This is a genomic window from Varibaculum vaginae (assembly GCF_900604285.1).
GTDB classification, from domain to species: domain Bacteria; phylum Actinomycetota; class Actinomycetes; order Actinomycetales; family Actinomycetaceae; genus Varibaculum; species Varibaculum vaginae.
Genome location: NZ_UWNY01000001.1, coordinates 512453 through 530837, shown reverse-complemented (window position 1 = coordinate 530837; position 18385 = coordinate 512453). Strand labels below are relative to the sequence as shown.

Below are 18385 nucleotides of genomic sequence, written 5' to 3'. Positions count from 1 at the left end.
TTGACCCGGACGCGCCCTCATATAAGTAACATCCCTAACGCCCAATAGGTGGCGACCCCAGCCACGATAGAGAGCATTGCATTTGTCCATTTCCAGTGAATAGCAGCAGTCACCAAAATGCCGACAATGGCCGGCAGCCAGGAGCTGAGCGCCCGAAAATCCATGCCCATCAAGGAAAATACAACCAGGATCACCATGACTCCTAGCGGCATGCTGGTAGCCACTAGATGAACCAGCCGTGATTCTTCTTTCCCACGCAACGCCACAAAGGGGAAAGCCCGCAAAATGAAAGTCACTACCCAGATTACGGCGATAGCCCCCAGGGCGTAGGGATAGGTCGCAGGATTCACTTTATACGCCCCCTTTCCCAGAAGGACTCCGGCGCATTACCCAGGTGCAATGCAGCAAAACTACTACGGTAAATAGTGAGAGCGCAGTGATAAGCATATATTTTCCGCACCAGATTGCGCCGATTAAACCGCAGGCTAGTGCGGCTAGGCCGAGCAGAGGATAGTCGCTTTGTCGGTAGGCATCTATTGCCAGGGTTACGAATAGGGCGGGCAGGGCGAACCCCAGGAAATCGGTATCGAAGGGCAGAGCTTTACCGAGGAAGGCACCCCCGGTTACCCCGCCTACCCAGTACAGGTGGCAGAGCAGGTTGATTGAGAGGACGACCGAACCGGTTAACCGCTTATCTGCCAAGTGGGCAGCATTGAGGGCGTAGGCTTCGTCGGTCAGGGAGTGGATCGCATATATGCGGGCGGGGGCTGATTTTATTTTGCGTAGCGGGAAACTTAGACCGTAAAACACATGCCGAAAATTAACGAACAAGGTGGTGAGGGCGATTTGAAATAAATCAATACCGCCTAGAATTAGGGAGACCGCGGTAAATTCCATGGAACCGGCATAAATAATCACAGCCGATACTATGGTCATCCAAATGGGGAATCCTTGGGTGACCGCGAATGCTCCGAATGCAATTCCCAGTGGCAGGTATCCCATACCCACCGGGCCAGTTAGCCGTGCGGCTTGTTTCAGCGCGGATGCTGGCTTTTTCTGTGGCGCTTGCGCGTCAGGCGGCCGACTGTCACTACACATGTTCATCATGTTAGGTATTTCCGTTTGTTCACCCGGATACAGTCTTATCCCCTGGGAATGAGTAGACTCCTAGATAATCCGATATAAATGCTTATTTTTCGTCAATACCGACTTTCTTGGTGGTCTTCGATAACGGTCTTATCGGCTCGCAAGTGACCAGATGCACGCATCATGTTTTTGGTCACGCCCTGACTGTCCGTTAAACTGTGGGGGTGCTTTGACATTGGAGATGTCGCATAGTGGCCTAGTGCGCTCCCCTGCTAAGGGAGTTGGGGTGGATAGCCCCTCGAGGGTTCGAATCCCTCCATCTCCGCCAACAGACCAGGTTTTAACCCCTATTTATGTCAGTTTTTAGGGTGGTTGTTAGCGCTTCTCACCAGTTTTAATGCCAAAGTGACAGAAAACTACGCGAAGATTTTTAGGCACTAACCCAAATTTCGCCACCCCATACGCGGCAAATCACGCCTATCTGGGCGTTATTAGTTTACTCCCCGCTATATATATGTTTTGGCCACGCCATCACTCGGCGTAGATTACGCACCTGGAAGCGTTCTAACAGTTTTCCGCCGCCGTAGATTCCCCCCGCCAGCACCGCAGCGGTGATGAGGGCAGCTATCAAGAGCGAAACCCAAGAGGTATCCAAAAGGACGCAGACCAACACAATTAATCCCGAAGGGAGAGCACACAGCAATAACGCCGCCATTGAGGATGCCATGGCAGCCAACATAGATTTTCCGCTTCCGCCCGAATTATTACGCAGAGCCGACTGTCCCGGTGCCGGACCGGGGATAGTAACCACTGCAGAAATCAAAGAATTTGCACCCAAAGCCACTAACAGGTAGCAGCAGGCTAAAATGGCAGATTTCATAATTGCGGAGGTGTCCATTTTTAGCGCGAAACCAAAAATCAAAGTAATCGCCACCATCACCGGAAGTTGATAGCTAGCAAGAACCCCAACACGCACGGTTCTGTCAGTTTTACCGGCAACCCCGGCAATAATCTGATACCAGTAGGCGGAAGAATCATTGGACCACATATTCAGCAGCGCAGTTGCGGCCGTCACCGCTACCAGCAAGATAGTTCCGTTTAACGCCCAAAAAACCATTTCTCCCGAGGGATGGTTTGCCCACAACATAATCCCAAAAATAACTGCCAAATACAGTATCGAAGATAGGGAAATAATTTGGCGCGGGTCTTTTCGCTGGTAATAACTTATTCTTGCCCAATGAATCTGTCCTACCAGCGACAGGGGTAACACTCGAGCTAACAGAGGAATCCTCCACTCGTCCTCACTATTTTCGTTAAAGGACGCATCTAAGTTCTTGGCAGCGGATACTTCCGCTAAAACCTGCCCCCGCCCCATTAGAGCATTCGCAAAAACCTTCGGCCACGCCCTCAAGATTAGAATTCCATAAAAGCAGGTAGAGGCGAGGGAGAGCGCCAGCCCCCAATAAAAGTAAGCCATCACGAAAGGAGCAAGCAGGAAAGGAGCAAGCGGAGTAAGTGCCAAGAAATACCAAAAAATCTGCGCCGTGCTTCCAGTCAGTTTTTGCACCAGCAGCGGGAAAAACGCGGTTGCGCCACCGCTATCGGCAAACCAATGCTGAATCATAGTCACCAGCAAGTATCCCAAAGCGATTACCACCAGCATACCGATACCGGTAAAAAGCTGGCGAGAGCTAGCGCGCTTGGCAGTTAATCGCGACACCAGCCGAGTTTGCAATATCTGAGTGAATGCTGCAATCAAAAATACCCCTAGCAGCCCACTTAGAACGGTAAGCACACTCGCACCAAGGCTACCGGCAGCTAGCCACCCCGCCAGCGACACCTCGTAGATAACGAAAACTACACAAGAGGAAACACTGACGATATTAGCCGCGAGCAATCCGCAAGCTGCGCGCCGGGTAGGGCCGATATAGGGGCTTAACGCCTGGGGGGTCAGGCTTTGTTCACCAGCTACCGATGCCGATACCATCATCATCCAAATCAGGACGATAAGCAGCGCGTAATAGATTTGAATCGGAGCGGTAAGCCCCGCGCGACCTGCTTGCCAAAAGCCGATTGCCACCCCAAGTAATATAAATGCCACGTAGATGATAGCTAGGACACCGAGGACTATTCGCCACCACTGTTTAGTGAACTGTTTGGTTTGCAAACGCAGGTTTAACCGGATTAGCGTCCCAACCATGACAGGTCTCCTTCGCATTGCTGATGTCCCCCTACCAACTGTAGGAAGCGCGAGTTCAGGTCTTGCCCTGCCGCGACTTCTTCGGTGGTTCCGGACACCAGAATACGACCCTGATTAATCACTGCCACATGGGTACATAATGATTCCACGGTCGCCATCACGTGGGAAGATAACACTACTGTTCCCCCTCGCTTCACATATTCTTTTAACACTTGTTGTAGGGTGTTTGCCGAAACCGGATCGACCGCTTCAAAAGGTTCGTCCAAAACCACTAGGCGCGGGGAGGTGACCAGCGCTAAAGCTAAACCGATTTTCTTGCGCATACCGGTTGAGTATTCGCTTATCGTTTTCTTTTTATCTAGCGGCAGTTCAAATGTTTGCAAAAGTGAACGGGAGCGCTGAATTGCAGTCTGTTTATCAAGACCGCGCAGCTGAGCGACAAATGTTAAGTGTTCAATCCCGCTGAGACGGTCAAACATATGCATCCCATCAGGTAATACCCCCAACGCTCCCTTTGCTGCTACGGGTTCATCCCACATACTGATGCCATTAATGAAAACTGTGCCTTTATCAGGTTCTAAAATACCGGTAGCGATAGACAGAAACGTGGATTTTCCAGCCCCATTAGGACCTACCAGCCCGAAAAATGAGCCAGCCGGTATTTGCAGATAAAGATGGTCTAAGGCAAGGTTATTGCCGTAGAGTTTCACCACGTCCTGAGCATCTATCGCATTAACTACCCCCGCGGGTTCTGGTACGGGCCTCTCCGGTTTTTCTGGTGAATCCAGCTTAGGTTTGGGGTTAGGTTTGGGGAGTTCATGTTCCATGAGTAAAGACTAACACCCCCCATTCGCCAACTGTGCGACACCCATTTTCTAGGGGCAGGGGCGAGCCTCCTTTACGCCCTATTCCGTTTTGGGACCACCTCACCTTCCAGCAGCCACCTTCCTTTTAGGGGGGGGTATAGCAGTCCTTTATGGTCACCAGAAATCTTTTAGAATCCATCTGACTATTAACTTGACAGAATCCCCCCCGCTAGAATCAGATTTAATGAACAGTGAAGATAATTCGGAGAATTATTGACCCGTTTTTGGCAATACAGCCGCGTTATTCTCATCTTTCAGGTAATGATTTGTAGGGTTCGGATTAACCATAGAATCCTGCAGATTCTTTTAGTGTCCGCATCTATGGAAAGTAAGTAATCATGTCTGATATTCAGCCTCAAACGCCACCCGATATTCAAGGGCAAAATACTCAGCCCTCTCCCGTTCCCACGAAAGCCTCAGGATTAGCAATCGTTGCTCTGGTGCTTGGAATTATTGCAATAATCGGTTCCTGGATTCCGATTCTCAATAACTTCGCATTCCAATTAGCTCTTATCGGGCTTATCCTAGGAATCATCGCTATCCTGTCTATCCGCAAGGGTAAAGCGGGCGGAAAAGGTTTAACGATTACTGCAGTAGTAATTAACGTTGTAGCCATTGTAATTGTTCTTTTCACGCAGTGGGTGTTCGCAAAAGCTCTTGACGAGGTTTCGAAAGACCTGGATTCCGGTTCCAAGGTTGTTAGCACGAGTCAAAAAGCCGCTGCCGGTGATTCCAAGAAAGATGATCAGAAGGCAGATAACAGCAAGCTTGCCATCGGGAAAGCGGTTACTTTGGACAATGGTTTACAGGTATCAGTAGATTCCAAAGCGGAAAAGACTGATCAGGCTGATAAAAAATATCTTCTTGTGACAGTTACCTACAAAAATACCGGCTCTGAACCGATAGATTACAACCAGTTTGACTGGAAGCAAACATCGGATTCCGGAAATATGGAAGATACAGAAATTCCTTTCCTGGATGAAGAACCGCTGGGCAGTGGAACCTTAAAAGCCGCCGGAACAGTGACGGGATTTGTTGCGGTCAAACCTGATGCTGCTAGCATTTCCTACTTTGGAAACATCATAGATAAAGAAGCCGCGGCTACCTGGCTACTCAAATAGGTTCTTAATTTAAACTATTTTTTCTCTCATTTTTTAGCTACCTATTTTCCGGTTAGCTAATTGAGTAAAGGTTGTCCCCGGGCTTATTAAGCCCGGGGACAACCTTTAATTGCTTAGGGAGGTTTGGCTTCCTAGACCTCTTGGGTACGACGGCGGCTAACAGCTACCAGTCCCACTCCAGTGATTACCGCTAGGGAGTTCAATGCCACCAAGGAACTCGCAGATACCCCGGTAACGGGCATTTGCTCTCCGGTAGCCGGTTTCCCAGTGTTAGCGTCTTCAATCACGACAGATTTGATTACTTTCTTACCGCTGGACTTTTCCGGTAGTTTTTCGACTACTTTAAATTTGAAGCTAGCACTCTCTCCCCATTCATTGGTGGCGGTAATGGTGTGGGCACCCAGTTCACCTGGGATCCTGACGGGAACGATGAATTCACCTTTCCCTACCGCCATATGAACTCCGAGGTCAACCACAGTTGAATGCATGACTACCCGGTTCATGCTCCCGGGACTGAATCCCGTGAAATGCACCTGCATTGTATCCCCAGGTGCGAAAGAAGTTGCCTGGTTGATGGCAGCGACAGCTTGAACCTGATGGTAAAGAGCGTATTCTGTTTGGGCAACCGCCAGTTTGGCTTGAGCCTGCTGATTTTCCTCGGCGGTCTTCTGCTGCAGTTTCTGCGCACGCTCAGCTATTTCCGCTAACCGTTTTGCTTCTTGCTGCGCATGCTGAGCGGCAGTAACAGTATCTGGATAGGCGTTAAAGAGGGCGGGCAATCCCAGATTATCTAGGTCGCTATCCCCAGCGGTAAGCCCGGCTATCAAAGCCTGCTCCCCCTTAATATCATTCAGTTTCTTCGCCAAAGCTTGTTTGGCGTTCAGCTCATTTTGTAGGTCGACGGCAACTTTGGTTACTACTCGCAAGTCTTCGCTGGCTTTATCGGCAATAGCTTTGGCCTGTTGCAAGTCTTGGGCTGTCTTCGCAGCCTTAGCTACCAACTGATCGTGGGCTATCTGCTGCTCAGCTAGAGGATTTAATTGCTGTTGTGCGTTAGCACGCTCATTTTCAGCCTGGCTGACCGTTTCCGTTACCTGCTGGTTTTCACGCGCCGCTTGTTCCTGAGCCTCATCTGCTGCCGTTTTAGCTTCCTGAGCTTGTTGCTGCGCTTGTGTTGCCTTTCCCAGCTGGGTGGCAGCTGCTTGGGCTTTCTCATTCGCAGCGGTTAGTTCCTGCTGCGCCTGCGTTAATTCTTTTTGTGCCGCGGCCAAGGCGTCACCAACCGTAAGCCCGTCTAGCGCTTGCTGTTTTTCCGTTTGCGCAGCTTCTTTTTCCTTGACATCCTGCTGCGCCCCTTCTAGGGCTTGCTGCGCGGCAGTTACTTCGGCTTTCGCATTGGTGAGGGCGCCCTCAGCGGCAGTAGCGGCGGCAGCAGCAGCCTGCAATGCCTGTTCTTTTTCTCTTACCTCACCCTCGGCAGCTGTCTTCTTGTTTTCCGCCTCCGTTACCTTTTGCCGGGCGGTTTCGATAGCTGCTGCGGCGTCAGCTTCTTGGTGCTGTGCGGTTTGCCATAGTGCATCCTTGGCTTCAGTTTCTGTCTGAGCGGAGGCTGCATCCTTTTCGGCACTAGTAACTTTTTCGTCCGCAGTTTTCGCCTTAGCCTGCAAGTCTGCCAGCTTCGCTTCCGCAGCCTCTAGGTTCTTCTTGGCACCCTCCGGAGTCACCGAGTTGTAGTAATCCAAGAACCGTTTTTCGTATTCATCAACGGTATACGCTTTACCGGTAGTATATGTTTCTTGCTTCGCGAAAACTTGACTGTGCGTGGGCTTATATTGACCATTAGGATCAGTACTTGCAGCATAACCAGTTACATTGAAATCTTCTATCAGGTTTTCGTAATGCCCAGTTACTCCCGTATTTTTCTTCCCATTCCATGTTTCACCGGCTTTTTGAGAATCGTAGTTTCGCTTCTCTCCCCAATACCAGCCATCAGCCGTGCAGAATGAACCATCGAAGTAGCAAATCACATACTGGAATCCGTCGCCTTCATCTTTCTTTATTTCTTTTCCAGAATTGGTTTGATCACCAAAGGGATTCGCAAAATAGGCTCCATCTCCTGCACCCCAGGATAGATTTTCCCCTATCATCAGGGCATCCGGGTCTTTATGAGGCTGCCTAGAATGATCCATATTAGTATCAGACCAGTTGGCATTCGATTGTGCCATGGCCGTCAGCAAATCAGTGACTTTCAAAGGGGCTAGCCCTTCTAAAGCTCTCAACCGATTTGCTTCCCGAATCCACTTGAAAGTAACTTTCATATTTTCCAGTGAAGTGGCGTCATTGGGATCGCCTTTTTTGGTGTAGCTAGCATACTGAGCGTTATTTAGGATGTCGATAGCTGCTTGCGAGCCCATGGCTTTAAAGAACCCGAAGCTACCTTGGTTGAACTTTTCTGCGGCTTCGTCCACCGCTTTTTTCGCGTTTGCTACTTCTGTTTCTGCAGCCTTTACCGCTGCATCAGCCTGCTCTTTTGCCTCACGCGCCTTTGCCAGATTCTCTCCTGCCCGTGCTTGCGCGGTTTTAGCCTCATCTGCAGCCTTCTTAGCTGCCGCTGTTTCACCTCGGCGAGCAGCTAGTGAAGCCTCGGCTTGCGCCTGCTCCCCCTGGGCTAGTTTTATCTGCTCGCTGGCATCCTTTACTGCCTGTTCCGCCGCACCCTTATCTTTCTTTAGCTGTTCGACAGTAGCTTGTTTCGCCTCGAACTCACCTTGCGCAGCAGTAGCTGTTTTCTGAGCTTCCTCTACCTCAGTTTGCCATTGAGCAGCTAACTCTTTGGCGGCGGTCAACTCGCCCTTGGCTTTATCCAAGGCTTCTTGGGCGGCTTTTATTTGTTCTTGCAACGCCGCTGACTCACCCTCGGCCAAGTCAGCGACTTTTTTCTGTAGCTGCTCAACTTTTTGCTGCTTGACATTAACATCGGCTTCTGCAGCCTGCTTCGCGGTATCGGCTTTCGTCTGAGCATCTTTGGCGGCCTGTAATTGCTTTTCCGCGGCCTCCGCCTTCTCTTGTGCCCCTGCTAGCGCCTTTTGCGCCTCTGCCTGCTTAGCTTCTGCTGCCTGCTTAGCTTTCTCAGCTTTCGCTACCTTATCTTTAGCGGCCTGTAACTGTTCGGCATCGGGAGCAGGATTATCCGCAACTGCTTTATCGGCCACAGCTTTAGCTTGCTCAGCTTGAGCCAAGGTTTCTCCTGCTGCCTTTGCGGCGACATCGGCAGCGGTTTTATTCTCATTTGCCTTTTTGAGGAGAACTTTCGCATCCGTGACTGCGTCCGCACTATCTTTCTGTGCTTTAACTAGAGCGTTGAGGGCGTCTTTCTTCGCTTTTTCACTGGCAGCAGACTTTTCCCCGGATTCTTTTGCAGCTGTAGCTGCCGCTTGTGAGGCTTCCTTTGCTTCCCTATCGGCCTTGGCGGCCGTCGCAGCGCTGTCCTGTGCCGCTTTCTTGGCTTCCTCTAGCTGCTTTGCTGATTTTTGTTTCGGATTCGGCTGCTGGTTTTGTTGCTGACTATCCGCAGGATTAGTGGGTTCGGTAGGCTCGGGCGCGGCTTGCGCAATCCCTGTAGCTGGTAGAACCCCCGCCAAGGCTAAGGCAAATCCGGTGGCCGTCAGTTTTTTGGCATGCTGCTTCATTACGCTATTTCTCCTTCAGGTCACCCCTCAATGACCTATCTCAACCCTCAACTTTGAAAAATGGAGCGTCCGCCAGCGGTGATTAGAGTCACCTGAACAGACGGTTAGAACTCTATCAGATTGATTAGCGTCCCCCACCGGACGTAAGTCGCACGAGCACCGCGGAGGCGACAAGAGTCTCCGCCGCCCCACTTCCCCTTCCTAGCGGCTCCACATCACGGGCCAGTAAGTTACTTAGGCAGCGAAATTTTTCATTGCATCTTGCCGATTCATATCAATATTCTCACCGATTGCCTGCCAGATCTAACCTTGGTTACGACCCTCTTTTACCCCTCGGTCTAATCACTTATCCGTTCTATCGGTGTCAATAACGCCTGATAAACCTTAATCAAGGTGGGATCAGTAATTGTCATTTCTGACTCGGAATCCCCCGCGATTTCTGTTGGGATTCAGTTCTTATTTACCCCTGATATGCTTGCCATGTAGCCGCCGAATACTCAGCGGAGGCTGGGATTCAGTTCTTATTTACCCCTGATATGCTTGTGGTGACTGGGTAGGTAAAGGCTGGATAGCTGGGATTCAGTTCTTATTTACCCCTGATATGCTTGTCGTCTCCTGCTACTACTCAGAGGTACGCTGGGATTCAGTTCTTATTTACCCCTGATATGCTTGCCAGGAATATAAAATATTCCCCTTTCATGCTGGGATTCAGTTCTTATTTACCCCTGATATGCTTGAAGGGTGTGGTTAATGTGCTCATGCTCCGCTGGGATTCAGTTCTTATTTACCCCTGATATGCTTGGACGGTAAATACTGCGCCAACTCTCGAGGCTGGGATTCAGTTCTTATTTACCCCTGATATGCTTGTTAGGCGGTACCAACGACCTCGCTAATCTGCTGGGATTCAGTTCTTATTTACCCCTGATATGCTTGGGTATCCCGTCCGGGATAGCCTGGCGGAGCTGGGATTCAGTTCTTATTTACCCCTGATATGCTTGAGCAGGGGTAAATAATCCCTGCTTATATAGGGTTTTGCACCCAAATTCTCCTTAAAAAATTGATAGTTGTTCCGGTTTTTCCTCTGCTTTGCTAGAGGTTCCGTTGGAAAAATGAAACGTCCGAGACCATTGCTTATCCGTTAAGAAGATCATACGAACGTTTCCTTCGGGAGGAATACCGGCACGGACTTGGCCGATGGTGGATACGTCACTTAAACCTGCCGGAGTGTACTTTGCGTAGACACTGAACTGCACCATGCTGAACCCTAGGTCCAAAAGCATTCGCCGGTATGCGTTTGCTTCGCGCCGATGGCGGGCGGTATCCACCGGCAAATCGAACATCACCAGGCACCACATGGGTTTCTTACTCATAGAAACTACTTAAACCATTTAGGAGGAGAAAAGCTTCTTACCTGACTCTCTATATAAAGGCCAAATAACTGAGCGAGATCCTCAAAAGCGGCAGGAATACCGATACCATCATCGCGATACTGGTTACTGGCCGCCGCCACCAGCTCAGCTTTGCAATCAGCCACGGAAGATTTACCGGCCTTTTCAAGGCGATAAACCTCCAAATCAATCAACGGTCTAAAGATTTCCATCAAATCATCAACCAAACAAAACAGATTAGCTCGATTGTGATGAAATATCCCCAGTGACGGTTCTAAACCGGCAGCTAGCACCGCTCTAACCCCGTGACCGCGCACTATCGTATAACCATAGTCCAGCATAGAATTGATGCCATTGCCCAACCCTGGTTGACGCGAGAACCCTTTTCCGAACAGCGCCGACCAATAATAGCGGGCCGCTCTGCCTTCGGTGTTATCCGGATCGCCAGAGCGTACCAGGCTTACCAACTCCAACAATTTTTTGCTGTCTTTACCTTTGCCACACAGCAGCAAAGTTTTCGCTTGATTTTCTATTTTTCGCCTAACCACTGCTTTCCACGCAGTTTTTTGTTTAGGAACGCTCATACCTGCCTGTGCCACTCGTCGCGCAGCTACTCGGGAATGGGGACGCCAAGCAAAGGCTCCTGCCTCGGGAATACAGCGCCAATCGCAGAGCAATACACACACATCTGCAGCGGTTAAGCGATGCAGCACAGCTCCGGAGAAGTGAACTCCCATCCCGATAAGAACCACCGCAACATCAGCTACTGGTAGAGTCACCTGCGGTTTGTCTTCTGGATGTAAGACTATAGCTCCTGTTTTCGAGGAAACCGACCCAGAAAACTGCGTTAAATCAATAATCCGCCAGGCAGCCATGCTTCCCCCTCCTACACAGACCAGCTACTGGGGAGTCGCGAGGAATCCTTGCGGATATTTCCGAGCACGTCACGTCGGATTACCTTAGAATTGCAGGTTGAAAATAGCTTATTGACTGTCGGTCTCCACCCTTGTTTTTGTAAAATTTCTTGAGTACCTGGCAGGGCATCTTCCGGCATTCCTTCTCCAGCCAAATAAAGTGGACGCAACCTAAATCTGCCATTAGATGGGAACCCATCTACCGACCAACGCGGAATTCCGGGATATTCTGACAGTAGCTCTGCAATTGCTCCTTTTCTTTCCGCAGATAAATCCAGTTCCAGCTCGTCATCGACTACTAGCCAACCCAGATACTCGGCATTGCCTTCCCGGAAAGCCTCCCGTAACTTCATTTCGGCATTACGCACCGAAATACTTTGTTCTGGCAAATCAACCTGAAATAGATCAACCCCAGCTTTATTCGGTAAATCAACCGTAAATACCCTGAGCATCGCATATACCGGTTTCTTACGGCCCACAATTCGGTAAATCCGCGCGTGGTGGATAGAAGTTCCCACCTCCACGCAGCCGTTGCGCAGCTTCATCATAGGGGCATTAGTTGGAAAAATTCCGACACTGTCATCTGCAGCAAAATGACTGCCATTAACCACTATTTTTCGTTCCGGATTAGCCGGCAGTCCCTCTGCCCACACAAAGTCAGGCAAGCGGGTCAAAGCACACCACAAAGCGGGGGTTTCTGCCCGATCAATATCATACATCGACCAGGCATCACCAAGTTGTTTACAATGAAGTTTCTTCACTTCCTCATGCAGTTTCCCGTCCCCGAGCCGCAACCGGAAATTGGAGAACACTGGAATCTGGTCATCAGCCAATGCTTGGTTATAGATTTCTGTCAGATAACGCATCTGCTCTAGCCAAACCGCATAGATCTTTTGCTGAGCAAAAGTGCTACCATTCCAGCTCTTCCAATTTTGCTCACCACCAGCCATAATCTGGCCACGCCGCAGGTTTTCTCGCTCCACCAGAGTCTGCGCTACTGCGGGGCGCATCATCGCGATGGTGGCGGCATCCATAGCATGATGGCGCCTGTCCAGACGGGTTTTTCCTCGTCCACCAATCAGATTAACTCGTCCTTCAAAACCTGAAGCTCTACGGGCAGCAGCAGTAATCGAGCCATTAAACACTCGTACCTTAACTTTATTGTCAGACTGCAGTTCTTCCCCTCCGCCAGTGTCATTCCCTGTAGCCAACTGACCGTGCGAGGTGCGATAACGCTGCTCAATTCGATGAGCCAGTTCACGCGCCATCCAACTGACTGCTTCCATAGAGCGGTTATCAATCTCGGGATCTGCTTTGGTGCGCGATAACCTGTCAATCACCCCCGCCCGTAAACGTTTATCATCCTGGACAGAGGTATCGGTAAACCAACCTTTTACCCGAGAAATCGCCTCCTTCTGGCTAACCCCCGGAATATTTGTTTGAGCAGCCCAAACCGCGAAAGGAATATTGCTTTTCTCTTGGTTACATCGCCTACAAACCGCCACCAGATTATCCCGAGTATTCGTAGATCCCACCCCTCGCCGTGGGACGATGTGATCCATTTCGGCAGTGGCAAAAGTAATATGGGTTCCACAGTAGAGACACTCGCAATGTTGCCGCTGCAGCGCTTGTTGCTTGCGAATCGCAGCGATACGGGGCAATCCTGAAAGATTCTGGCTCCCCTCTATCTGCTGCCGCGCCTCCTCGTTCTTCTTAAAACGGTGTGTTTGGAAACGTTGCAGTTCATTTGCCTTCGCCTTAGACATGAACGCTTCCCGTACGTGCTCGATATTGACCTGTTGAGGTATGCCCCATTCGGCTTCTGCTCGCAGCAACCAGCGATTAACGCCCTTCAAAACCCGATCAACCACTGGATTTCCCACCGGTTCACCCACCGGAACTGCGGGAGGCTTCCACTCCGGGGAAACCCCGAACTCTACTTCCCGTGCCTGCTGCAAGTCGACATTATCGGCCAAAATTCGTTCGGTTATTCGCCCCAAGCTTTTTACTGAATAGGCCGCCCTGCCGATTGGAAGCCTCACCGATGACTCCAATTTCTCTAAGTCTTGATCATTCAGACTGGCAACAAAATCAGCAGCTATCTGTTCTTCGCGGCTGGTAGCTTCCCCGGGTGAGGATGCGCGAGAAATCTGCTCAATAAACGCACATCGTTCCTGGTAACTAGCTGCGCGCCACCACTGTTGGACTGGCTTGATGCTGCACTTAGTCAAACGGATATTCGTTTCATCAACCGGCGGAGTATTCCCGGTTCGCTCTCCATCCGCCGTCAATTTCCCTGTTCCGAGCAAATCCTGACGCTCGATCCCTAAAACTTTAGCCACCTCTATCCAGGTGGGAACCTTCTTGCGGTCTGGGTCGCTTAAAAACTTGAACAAAGAACTCATTTCTTCGCCAGTCAAGCGACGTTCTTTCTGTCCATCCTCACCCTCGCGAATCCGCAGATTAGCAATAATGGTGGCGATTCGATAACGCTGAAAAGCCGGATGTGCCTTTTCCGCGCGATCTAAATGTTCCTGCCCTGGCAAAGCATCTTTCCCCACCTTTTCGGCAGCGCTACCCTTGGGTGATATTGACGCAAAAACTCTATCGATTAACTGATCCCCCAAATCTTCACTTATTTTCTGACGGGAAAAGATCTTTTTTAGTTCTGTGGCGTAATCGCTTTGTAGGAGTTTACCAGCCAAAATACCGGCATCCCCGCGTATCTTTTCCCCGCGATCAAGCAGGTAAAGCAGCTGTCCCGGGGTTAAACCCTCAGGCAAAATTCGCCCAGTTTTTTCTGCAACTCGCGACTGCAAAGCAACGACTTCATCGGATTCCGGGTGCGAAACATGCAGACTGCTAACCGACACCCAAGGCGAGCGCCAGCCTCGATGCCGCGCTATATGTCGGATCGCAATCGCCAATTTTTCCTGGCGTAGCCGCTCATCCTCTATATATTCCTCAACCAGCAGGGCACGGACTTTCCACGGTTCGTGCGGGTCGGGATACTTTTCCAAATCCGGTAGCGGCCAACCGAGATCAGCCAAAAACTTATCCAACTCCGCGAGCCGCCTCCGCCTGTTCCTAATCAGACGGCGCGCTCTGCGAGTTCTTCCAGAAATAGCCTTCCGAGTTTCCTGAGTTTTACCGCCGTCTTTACCAACCCCGGCATCGTGCAGCAGCACTGAAAGATTCAAAAAGGAAATCGGATTGTCGTCATCATCAATCTCGAGAGCACAGAAGCCAGTAGAGTTCCTCCCTACATCAATGCCAATCCGATAACGCCGCTTATCTTTAGGGGAAATTTCCTTGTCGTTCATAGAACAAGGATAAGCAAACAACATAGGAAAGTGGGAGAAAACACACTTCCACCCCAAAAAGATGGAGTGGAAATAATAGCCAAAAGGCTGAGCATTCAACTTCGCTAACGAGGCGAAGCTTACTGAGATTCAGTTCTCTTTAACTCTAAGGTCAAATTTAAAAAAGAGCAAGCAATTCTGCTTAGCAGCGTTATTTATCAGGGAAAACGCCCACCTGACATTAGCTTCGACCGCCCCTATCACCAGCATTAAAATAAAAAATCCTCAGCGCCAGCAAGCACTGAGGTTTTGAGCTCCCCCAACTGGACTCGAACCAGTAACCCTTCGATTAACAGTCGAATGCTCTACCATTGAGCTATGGGGGATCGACTTGAATAAGCCTACCGTGAGAGAGCGAAAAATTCCTAATCTTCCACGTCTATAACAATCCCCAATTTCTGTTCCCATTCAGCCACTACCGAACGTAAATACTGCTGGTCACCCAGGTTTTCGAAGCTTGATATAGGCGGCTGTAAACGTAAATTGCGGTTATCGTCACGCAGAATCTGTGCGCTAACTCTCTGACCAGAAGGTAGCTCCAGCGGAGTGATGAAGACCTGCGCCTCGCTGAGCGCTTCCCGAATGATGTCCATAAAGTTGTGTTTAGGTGCCTCTACAGGAGAAAGAATCATATCTTCGCCCTCATGAAAAGCAATCCGCAGCGTGCCCGCCTCGCTATCCCAACGGACGTGAGAAACTTCATCCCAGCCAAAACGGGACTTTACCTGCCCAGATTCCACTTCTATTAATGCCTGCATGGTCACCACCAGGAAGCAATCCTCCGCTACCTCCAAGAAATCAAAAACCCTATCAGAGGAGGTGAGGACGGTTTTAACCGCATACGGAATCCTGCGCCTCTGCAACTTTCGCAAAATGTTGATCACGTTCTCCACCCTAGACGAAATTAAATAATCCGCCCGCTATCCGGTAGGCTAGATTCGCCCCGTTAGCTCAGTTGGTTAGTAGCAGCGAACTCATAATTCGTGGGTCGCGGGTTCAAGTCCCGCACGGGGCACCCATGTATTCCTTGCTCCCCACGCCGTTCACTTTTGATATTTTTAGCGGTGAGGGCGAGTTTACGCCCTCACCGCCGCCAAGGATTATCTTTGTTAGGCGCGTAAAGTAGCCTTAAACTTCTTCGCGGTAGCCTTGATGATCCGGGTGCGTACTGCCTGAATCTCGCTAGCACTGAGCGTGCCTTCCCCAGAGCGGATCTTCACCGAGAACGCCAATGACTTCTTGCCTTCGCCCAGCTGGTCGCCACTGAAAACATCGAAAAGACGTACTTCCTCTAGCAAATCTCCCGCCTGTTTCTCAATCACCTGCTGCACATCAGCTGCGGGAATATCGGCATCCAGCACCAACGCGATATCTTCTTTCGCGGGCGGGAAGGAGGACACTGGCTTCACCTGCAAATCTTTCTTCGGCATAGCGGCAGTGAACTTCTCGAAGTCGATCTCGAACGCACAAGCAGATTCCGGCAACCCGAAGTTGCGGCAAACTGCCGGGTGCAGCTGCCCTGCCAACCCAACGCAGGCACCCCGCACCACGATCCGGGCGCAACGCCCCGGATGGAAGGGTGCGACTGCTTCGGGCGAACCCGGCTCGCCCATCACGTTATCGTTGGCTAAACGCTGGCGACCATCTTTGCCTTGCACGCGCAGCGGTACCGCCAAAGTTTGCGCCACCGTATGGACGAATTCCAACGCGTCCGCCCAATCATAGGGGCGTCCAGTGCCCAGCGCACCGGCAAGTTCCGCTTGTCCCACTAGAACACCGGCGATATGTTCAGGCTGGTAAGGAACTCCTTTTTCGAGGGCGCGCTGCTGATCGGGATCCGGTTTTTGTTCCACCCCGAAAGAACCGGTGAGTTCAGTTCCCATCCCTCGAGTAACCAAACCGGTCTCAAATATCGCGCATTGCTCATTGCCGCGGGCAATATTGCGCCGGGCAACCCCCAGCAAAGTATCGAGCAAGGAAGTGCGCAGCAACGGCTGATCGTCTGCCAGTGGGTTTGCTACCCGCACCGCTTGGCGGCGCACATCCTTTTCCCCTAGCAGTTCAGCGTCAAATACGTCCTCGGAAATAAAGGGATACGAAAGTACCTGCACCAGGCCGCCTTGCGCCAGTGCCCGCCCCACATCCCGGCGAGCCCGCTGCTTGGGAGTGTATCCACGTCCGGCAATCGGGCGCGGCCTGCGCGAAGGAATAGTGTCATAGCCGGCCAGCCGAGCAATTTCTTCTACTAGGTGTGCCGGTCCGGTTAAATCGGGGCGCCAAGAAGGCGGTTGGGCAATCACCTTGCCGTCTTCCACCTGCACCTGACATCCCACGTCTTTTAGCAGGCGAGTGATGGTTTCCTGATCATATTCCACCCCGGTTAGCCGTGCCGGTTCGTGCAGCGGCATTACGATTTGCGCAAACGGCTTAGTGTTATTGAGGTCGCTGACCCGCCCACTGTCGGTGCCTCCACCGTATTCCACCAGAATATCTACTACCCGCTGGGCAGCTACCGGTGCTAGCTCGAAATCCACGCCACGTTCAAAACGTTTGGAAGCTTCGGAAGGCAGTTTATGCCGCCGCGCAGTACGCGCAATCGAAGTGGGGTGGAAATGTGCCGCTTCTACCAGTACATTCACGGTATCGACAGTCACTTCGGTGGAGGCGCCTCCCATAACTCCGGCCAGCCCCAGCACACGGGAACCTTCCACACCTTCCGGGGAGTCGGTAATCAGTAAATCTTCGGGATCCAGGCTGCGCTCTACCTCGTCGAGGGTAGTTAGCTTTTCGCTGGCTTTTGCCCGGCGAACTACGATCGGCTCGCATACTTTATCCAGGTCGTAGGCATGCAGGGGCTGCCCCAAATCCAGCATCACATAGTTGGTGGCATCTACCGCCAAAGAAATAGAACGCATCCCCGCCTGCTCTAGGCGACGTACCATCCAATCCGGCGTTGCAGCCTGGGCATCAATGCCGGTCACAATGCGGGTGACGAAACGATCACACCCAACCTTGCCGTTAACCGGCGCCTCGTCTGCGACTTTAACCGCAAATCCATCCTCGGTGGCCGCCGGTACTGCCCCGGAAGGCAGATTTTCTGCCAGCCCCAGGTCAGTGAATTTAGCTCCCGTGGAATGGGCGTATTCGCGTCCCACCCCGCGCATTGCGAAACAGTAACCGCGATCAGGGGTGATATTGATTTCTAGGGTTTCTTCCCCTAATCCCAACAATTCAATCACTGATTCGCCAGGAGCGGGCAGCTCCCCGGCTGCGGCCTTTTCGGGTAGCAACTGTTCCAGGACGATAATCCCGTTGTGGTCATCGCCAATACCTAATTCCCGCTGAGAACAAATCATCCCGTCAGAAACATGTCCATAGGTTTTGCGAGCCGCAATCTGGAAATCACCCGGCAGAACCGCTCCCGGCAGCGAAACCACTACCAAATCACCAACTTTAAAATTGTGGGCGCCGCAAATAATGCCGCGACTAGGTAGCTCAGAGGGCTCTTTACCTTCACCGGGACGATCGTTAAACTCGCCAACATCTACTCGGCAATAGTTAATAACTTTCCCATTGGATTGTTCCTGGGCATCGAGAGTTAACACTCTTCCCGCCACCAAGGGCCCGATTACCGAGGCCGGATGAATCGTTTCCTCTTCCAAACCTACCTTTACCAGGTCATAGGAAAGCTGTTTGATATCCGTGCCCGGCACTACCTCGACGTGATCTTTTAGCCAATCAAGCGCTACAAATGGCATT

The 18385-nt window shown here is 51.1% G+C and carries 11 protein-coding genes, 3 tRNA genes and 1 CRISPR repeat array; of the genes, 3 read left to right on the top strand and 11 right to left on the bottom strand.

What is annotated here, in order from left to right; all coding sequences use genetic code 11:
• Positions 1-17: 17 nt before the first annotated feature.
• Positions 18-350 (bottom strand): branched-chain amino acid transporter permease, encoded by a 333-nt coding sequence (locus EFB02_RS02240; RefSeq protein ID WP_160115353.1) that lies wholly within the window; start codon positions 348-350, stop codon positions 18-20.
• Position 351: 1 nt separating this feature from the next.
• Positions 352-1104: an AzlC family ABC transporter permease gene (locus tag EFB02_RS02235; RefSeq protein ID WP_234992699.1), complete on the bottom strand. Its 753-nt coding sequence runs from the start codon at positions 1102-1104 to the stop codon at positions 352-354.
• 219 nt (positions 1105-1323) lie between these two features.
• Here EFB02_RS02235 and EFB02_RS02230 point away from each other — a divergent pair.
• Positions 1324-1414: transfer RNA gene (locus tag EFB02_RS02230), tRNA-Ser, on the top strand.
• Positions 1415-1582: 168 nt separating this feature from the next.
• On the opposite strand, the gene EFB02_RS02225 is transcribed toward EFB02_RS02230, so the two are convergent.
• Together EFB02_RS02225 and EFB02_RS02220 are read right to left on the bottom strand one after the other, a co-directional pair.
• Positions 1583-3286, bottom strand: coding sequence for a hypothetical protein (locus tag EFB02_RS02225; protein ID WP_122819976.1), 1704 nt, complete (start codon positions 3284-3286; stop codon positions 1583-1585).
• The gene (locus tag EFB02_RS02220; RefSeq protein ID WP_122819974.1) at positions 3271-4113 is read right to left on the bottom strand and encodes an ABC transporter ATP-binding protein; all 843 of its coding nucleotides are present in this window, start codon (positions 4111-4113) and stop codon (positions 3271-3273) included. The genes EFB02_RS02225 and EFB02_RS02220 overlap by 16 nt, the downstream gene beginning before the upstream one ends.
• A 377-nt stretch (positions 4114-4490) precedes the next feature.
• Between EFB02_RS02220 and EFB02_RS02215 the strand changes: the two genes are divergently transcribed.
• On the top strand, positions 4491-5273 hold the full coding sequence (locus tag EFB02_RS02215) for a DUF4352 domain-containing protein (RefSeq protein WP_122819972.1): 783 nt from the start codon (positions 4491-4493) through the stop codon (positions 5271-5273).
• Positions 5274-5404: 131 nt separating this feature from the next.
• On the opposite strand, the gene EFB02_RS02210 is transcribed toward EFB02_RS02215, so the two are convergent.
• The 6 genes from EFB02_RS02210 to EFB02_RS02185 all read right to left on the bottom strand — a co-directional run bounded on the left by EFB02_RS02210 (position 5405) and on the right by EFB02_RS02185 (position 15510).
• Entirely contained in the window at positions 5405-8962 is a 3558-nt protein-coding gene (locus EFB02_RS02210) for a CAP domain-containing protein (protein ID WP_122819970.1), read from the bottom strand.
• 441 nt (positions 8963-9403) lie between these two features.
• A CRISPR array of direct repeats spans positions 9404-9960; the repeat unit is 37 nt; unit sequence GCTGGGATTCAGTTCTTATTTACCCCTGATATGCTTG.
• Between the two features lie 51 nt (positions 9961-10011).
• Complete coding sequence (cas2, locus tag EFB02_RS02205) at positions 10012-10332, bottom strand: CRISPR-associated endonuclease Cas2 (RefSeq protein ID WP_122819968.1); 321 nt, start codon at positions 10330-10332, stop codon at positions 10012-10014.
• Between the two features lie 5 nt (positions 10333-10337).
• Complete coding sequence (gene cas1, locus EFB02_RS02200) at positions 10338-11225, bottom strand: type II CRISPR-associated endonuclease Cas1 (RefSeq protein ID WP_122819966.1); 888 nt, start codon at positions 11223-11225, stop codon at positions 10338-10340.
• 11 nt (positions 11226-11236) lie between these two features.
• A complete protein-coding gene (gene cas9 / locus EFB02_RS02195) occupies positions 11237-14587 on the bottom strand; it encodes a type II CRISPR RNA-guided endonuclease Cas9 (protein ID WP_160115352.1) in 3351 nt (1116 codons plus the stop codon).
• 293 nt (positions 14588-14880) lie between these two features.
• Positions 14881-14952: transfer RNA gene (locus EFB02_RS02190), tRNA-Asn, on the bottom strand.
• A 39-nt stretch (positions 14953-14991) separates the two neighbouring features.
• A complete protein-coding gene (locus EFB02_RS02185) occupies positions 14992-15510 on the bottom strand; it encodes a hypothetical protein (protein WP_122819961.1) in 519 nt (172 codons plus the stop codon).
• A 56-nt stretch (positions 15511-15566) separates the two neighbouring features.
• Here EFB02_RS02185 and EFB02_RS02180 point away from each other — a divergent pair.
• A tRNA-Ile gene (locus EFB02_RS02180) sits at positions 15567-15641 on the top strand.
• Positions 15642-15735: 94 nt separating this feature from the next.
• Here the strand turns inward: EFB02_RS02180 and pheT are convergent.
• A complete protein-coding gene (gene pheT, locus EFB02_RS02175) occupies positions 15736-18384 on the bottom strand; it encodes a phenylalanine--tRNA ligase subunit beta (protein WP_122819959.1) in 2649 nt (882 codons plus the stop codon).
• Position 18385: the final 1 nt, after the last annotated feature.

Excerpts from the sequence above, each read along its gene's own strand:
- EFB02_RS02235 (WP_234992699.1), bottom strand. The coding sequence starts at position 1,104 with ATGAACATGTGTAGTGACAGTCGGCCGCCTGACGCGCAAGCGCCACAG.
- EFB02_RS02225 (WP_122819976.1), bottom strand. The coding sequence starts at position 3,286 with ATGGTTGGGACGCTAATCCGGTTAAACCTGCGTTTGCAAACCAAACAG.
- EFB02_RS02220 (WP_122819974.1), bottom strand. The coding sequence starts at position 4,113 with ATGGAACATGAACTCCCCAAACCTAACCCCAAACCTAAGCTGGATTCA.
- EFB02_RS02215 (WP_122819972.1), top strand. The coding sequence starts at position 4,491 with ATGTCTGATATTCAGCCTCAAACGCCACCCGATATTCAAGGGCAAAAT.
- EFB02_RS02210 (WP_122819970.1), bottom strand. The coding sequence starts at position 8,962 with ATGAAGCAGCATGCCAAAAAACTGACGGCCACCGGATTTGCCTTAGCC.
- cas2 (WP_122819968.1), bottom strand. The coding sequence starts at position 10,332 with ATGAGTAAGAAACCCATGTGGTGCCTGGTGATGTTCGATTTGCCGGTG.
- cas1 (WP_122819966.1), bottom strand. The coding sequence starts at position 11,225 with ATGGCTGCCTGGCGGATTATTGATTTAACGCAGTTTTCTGGGTCGGTT.
- cas9 (WP_160115352.1), bottom strand. The coding sequence starts at position 14,587 with ATGAACGACAAGGAAATTTCCCCTAAAGATAAGCGGCGTTATCGGATT.
- pheT (WP_122819959.1), bottom strand. The coding sequence starts at position 18,384 with ATGCCATTTGTAGCGCTTGATTGGCTAAAAGATCACGTCGAGGTAGTG.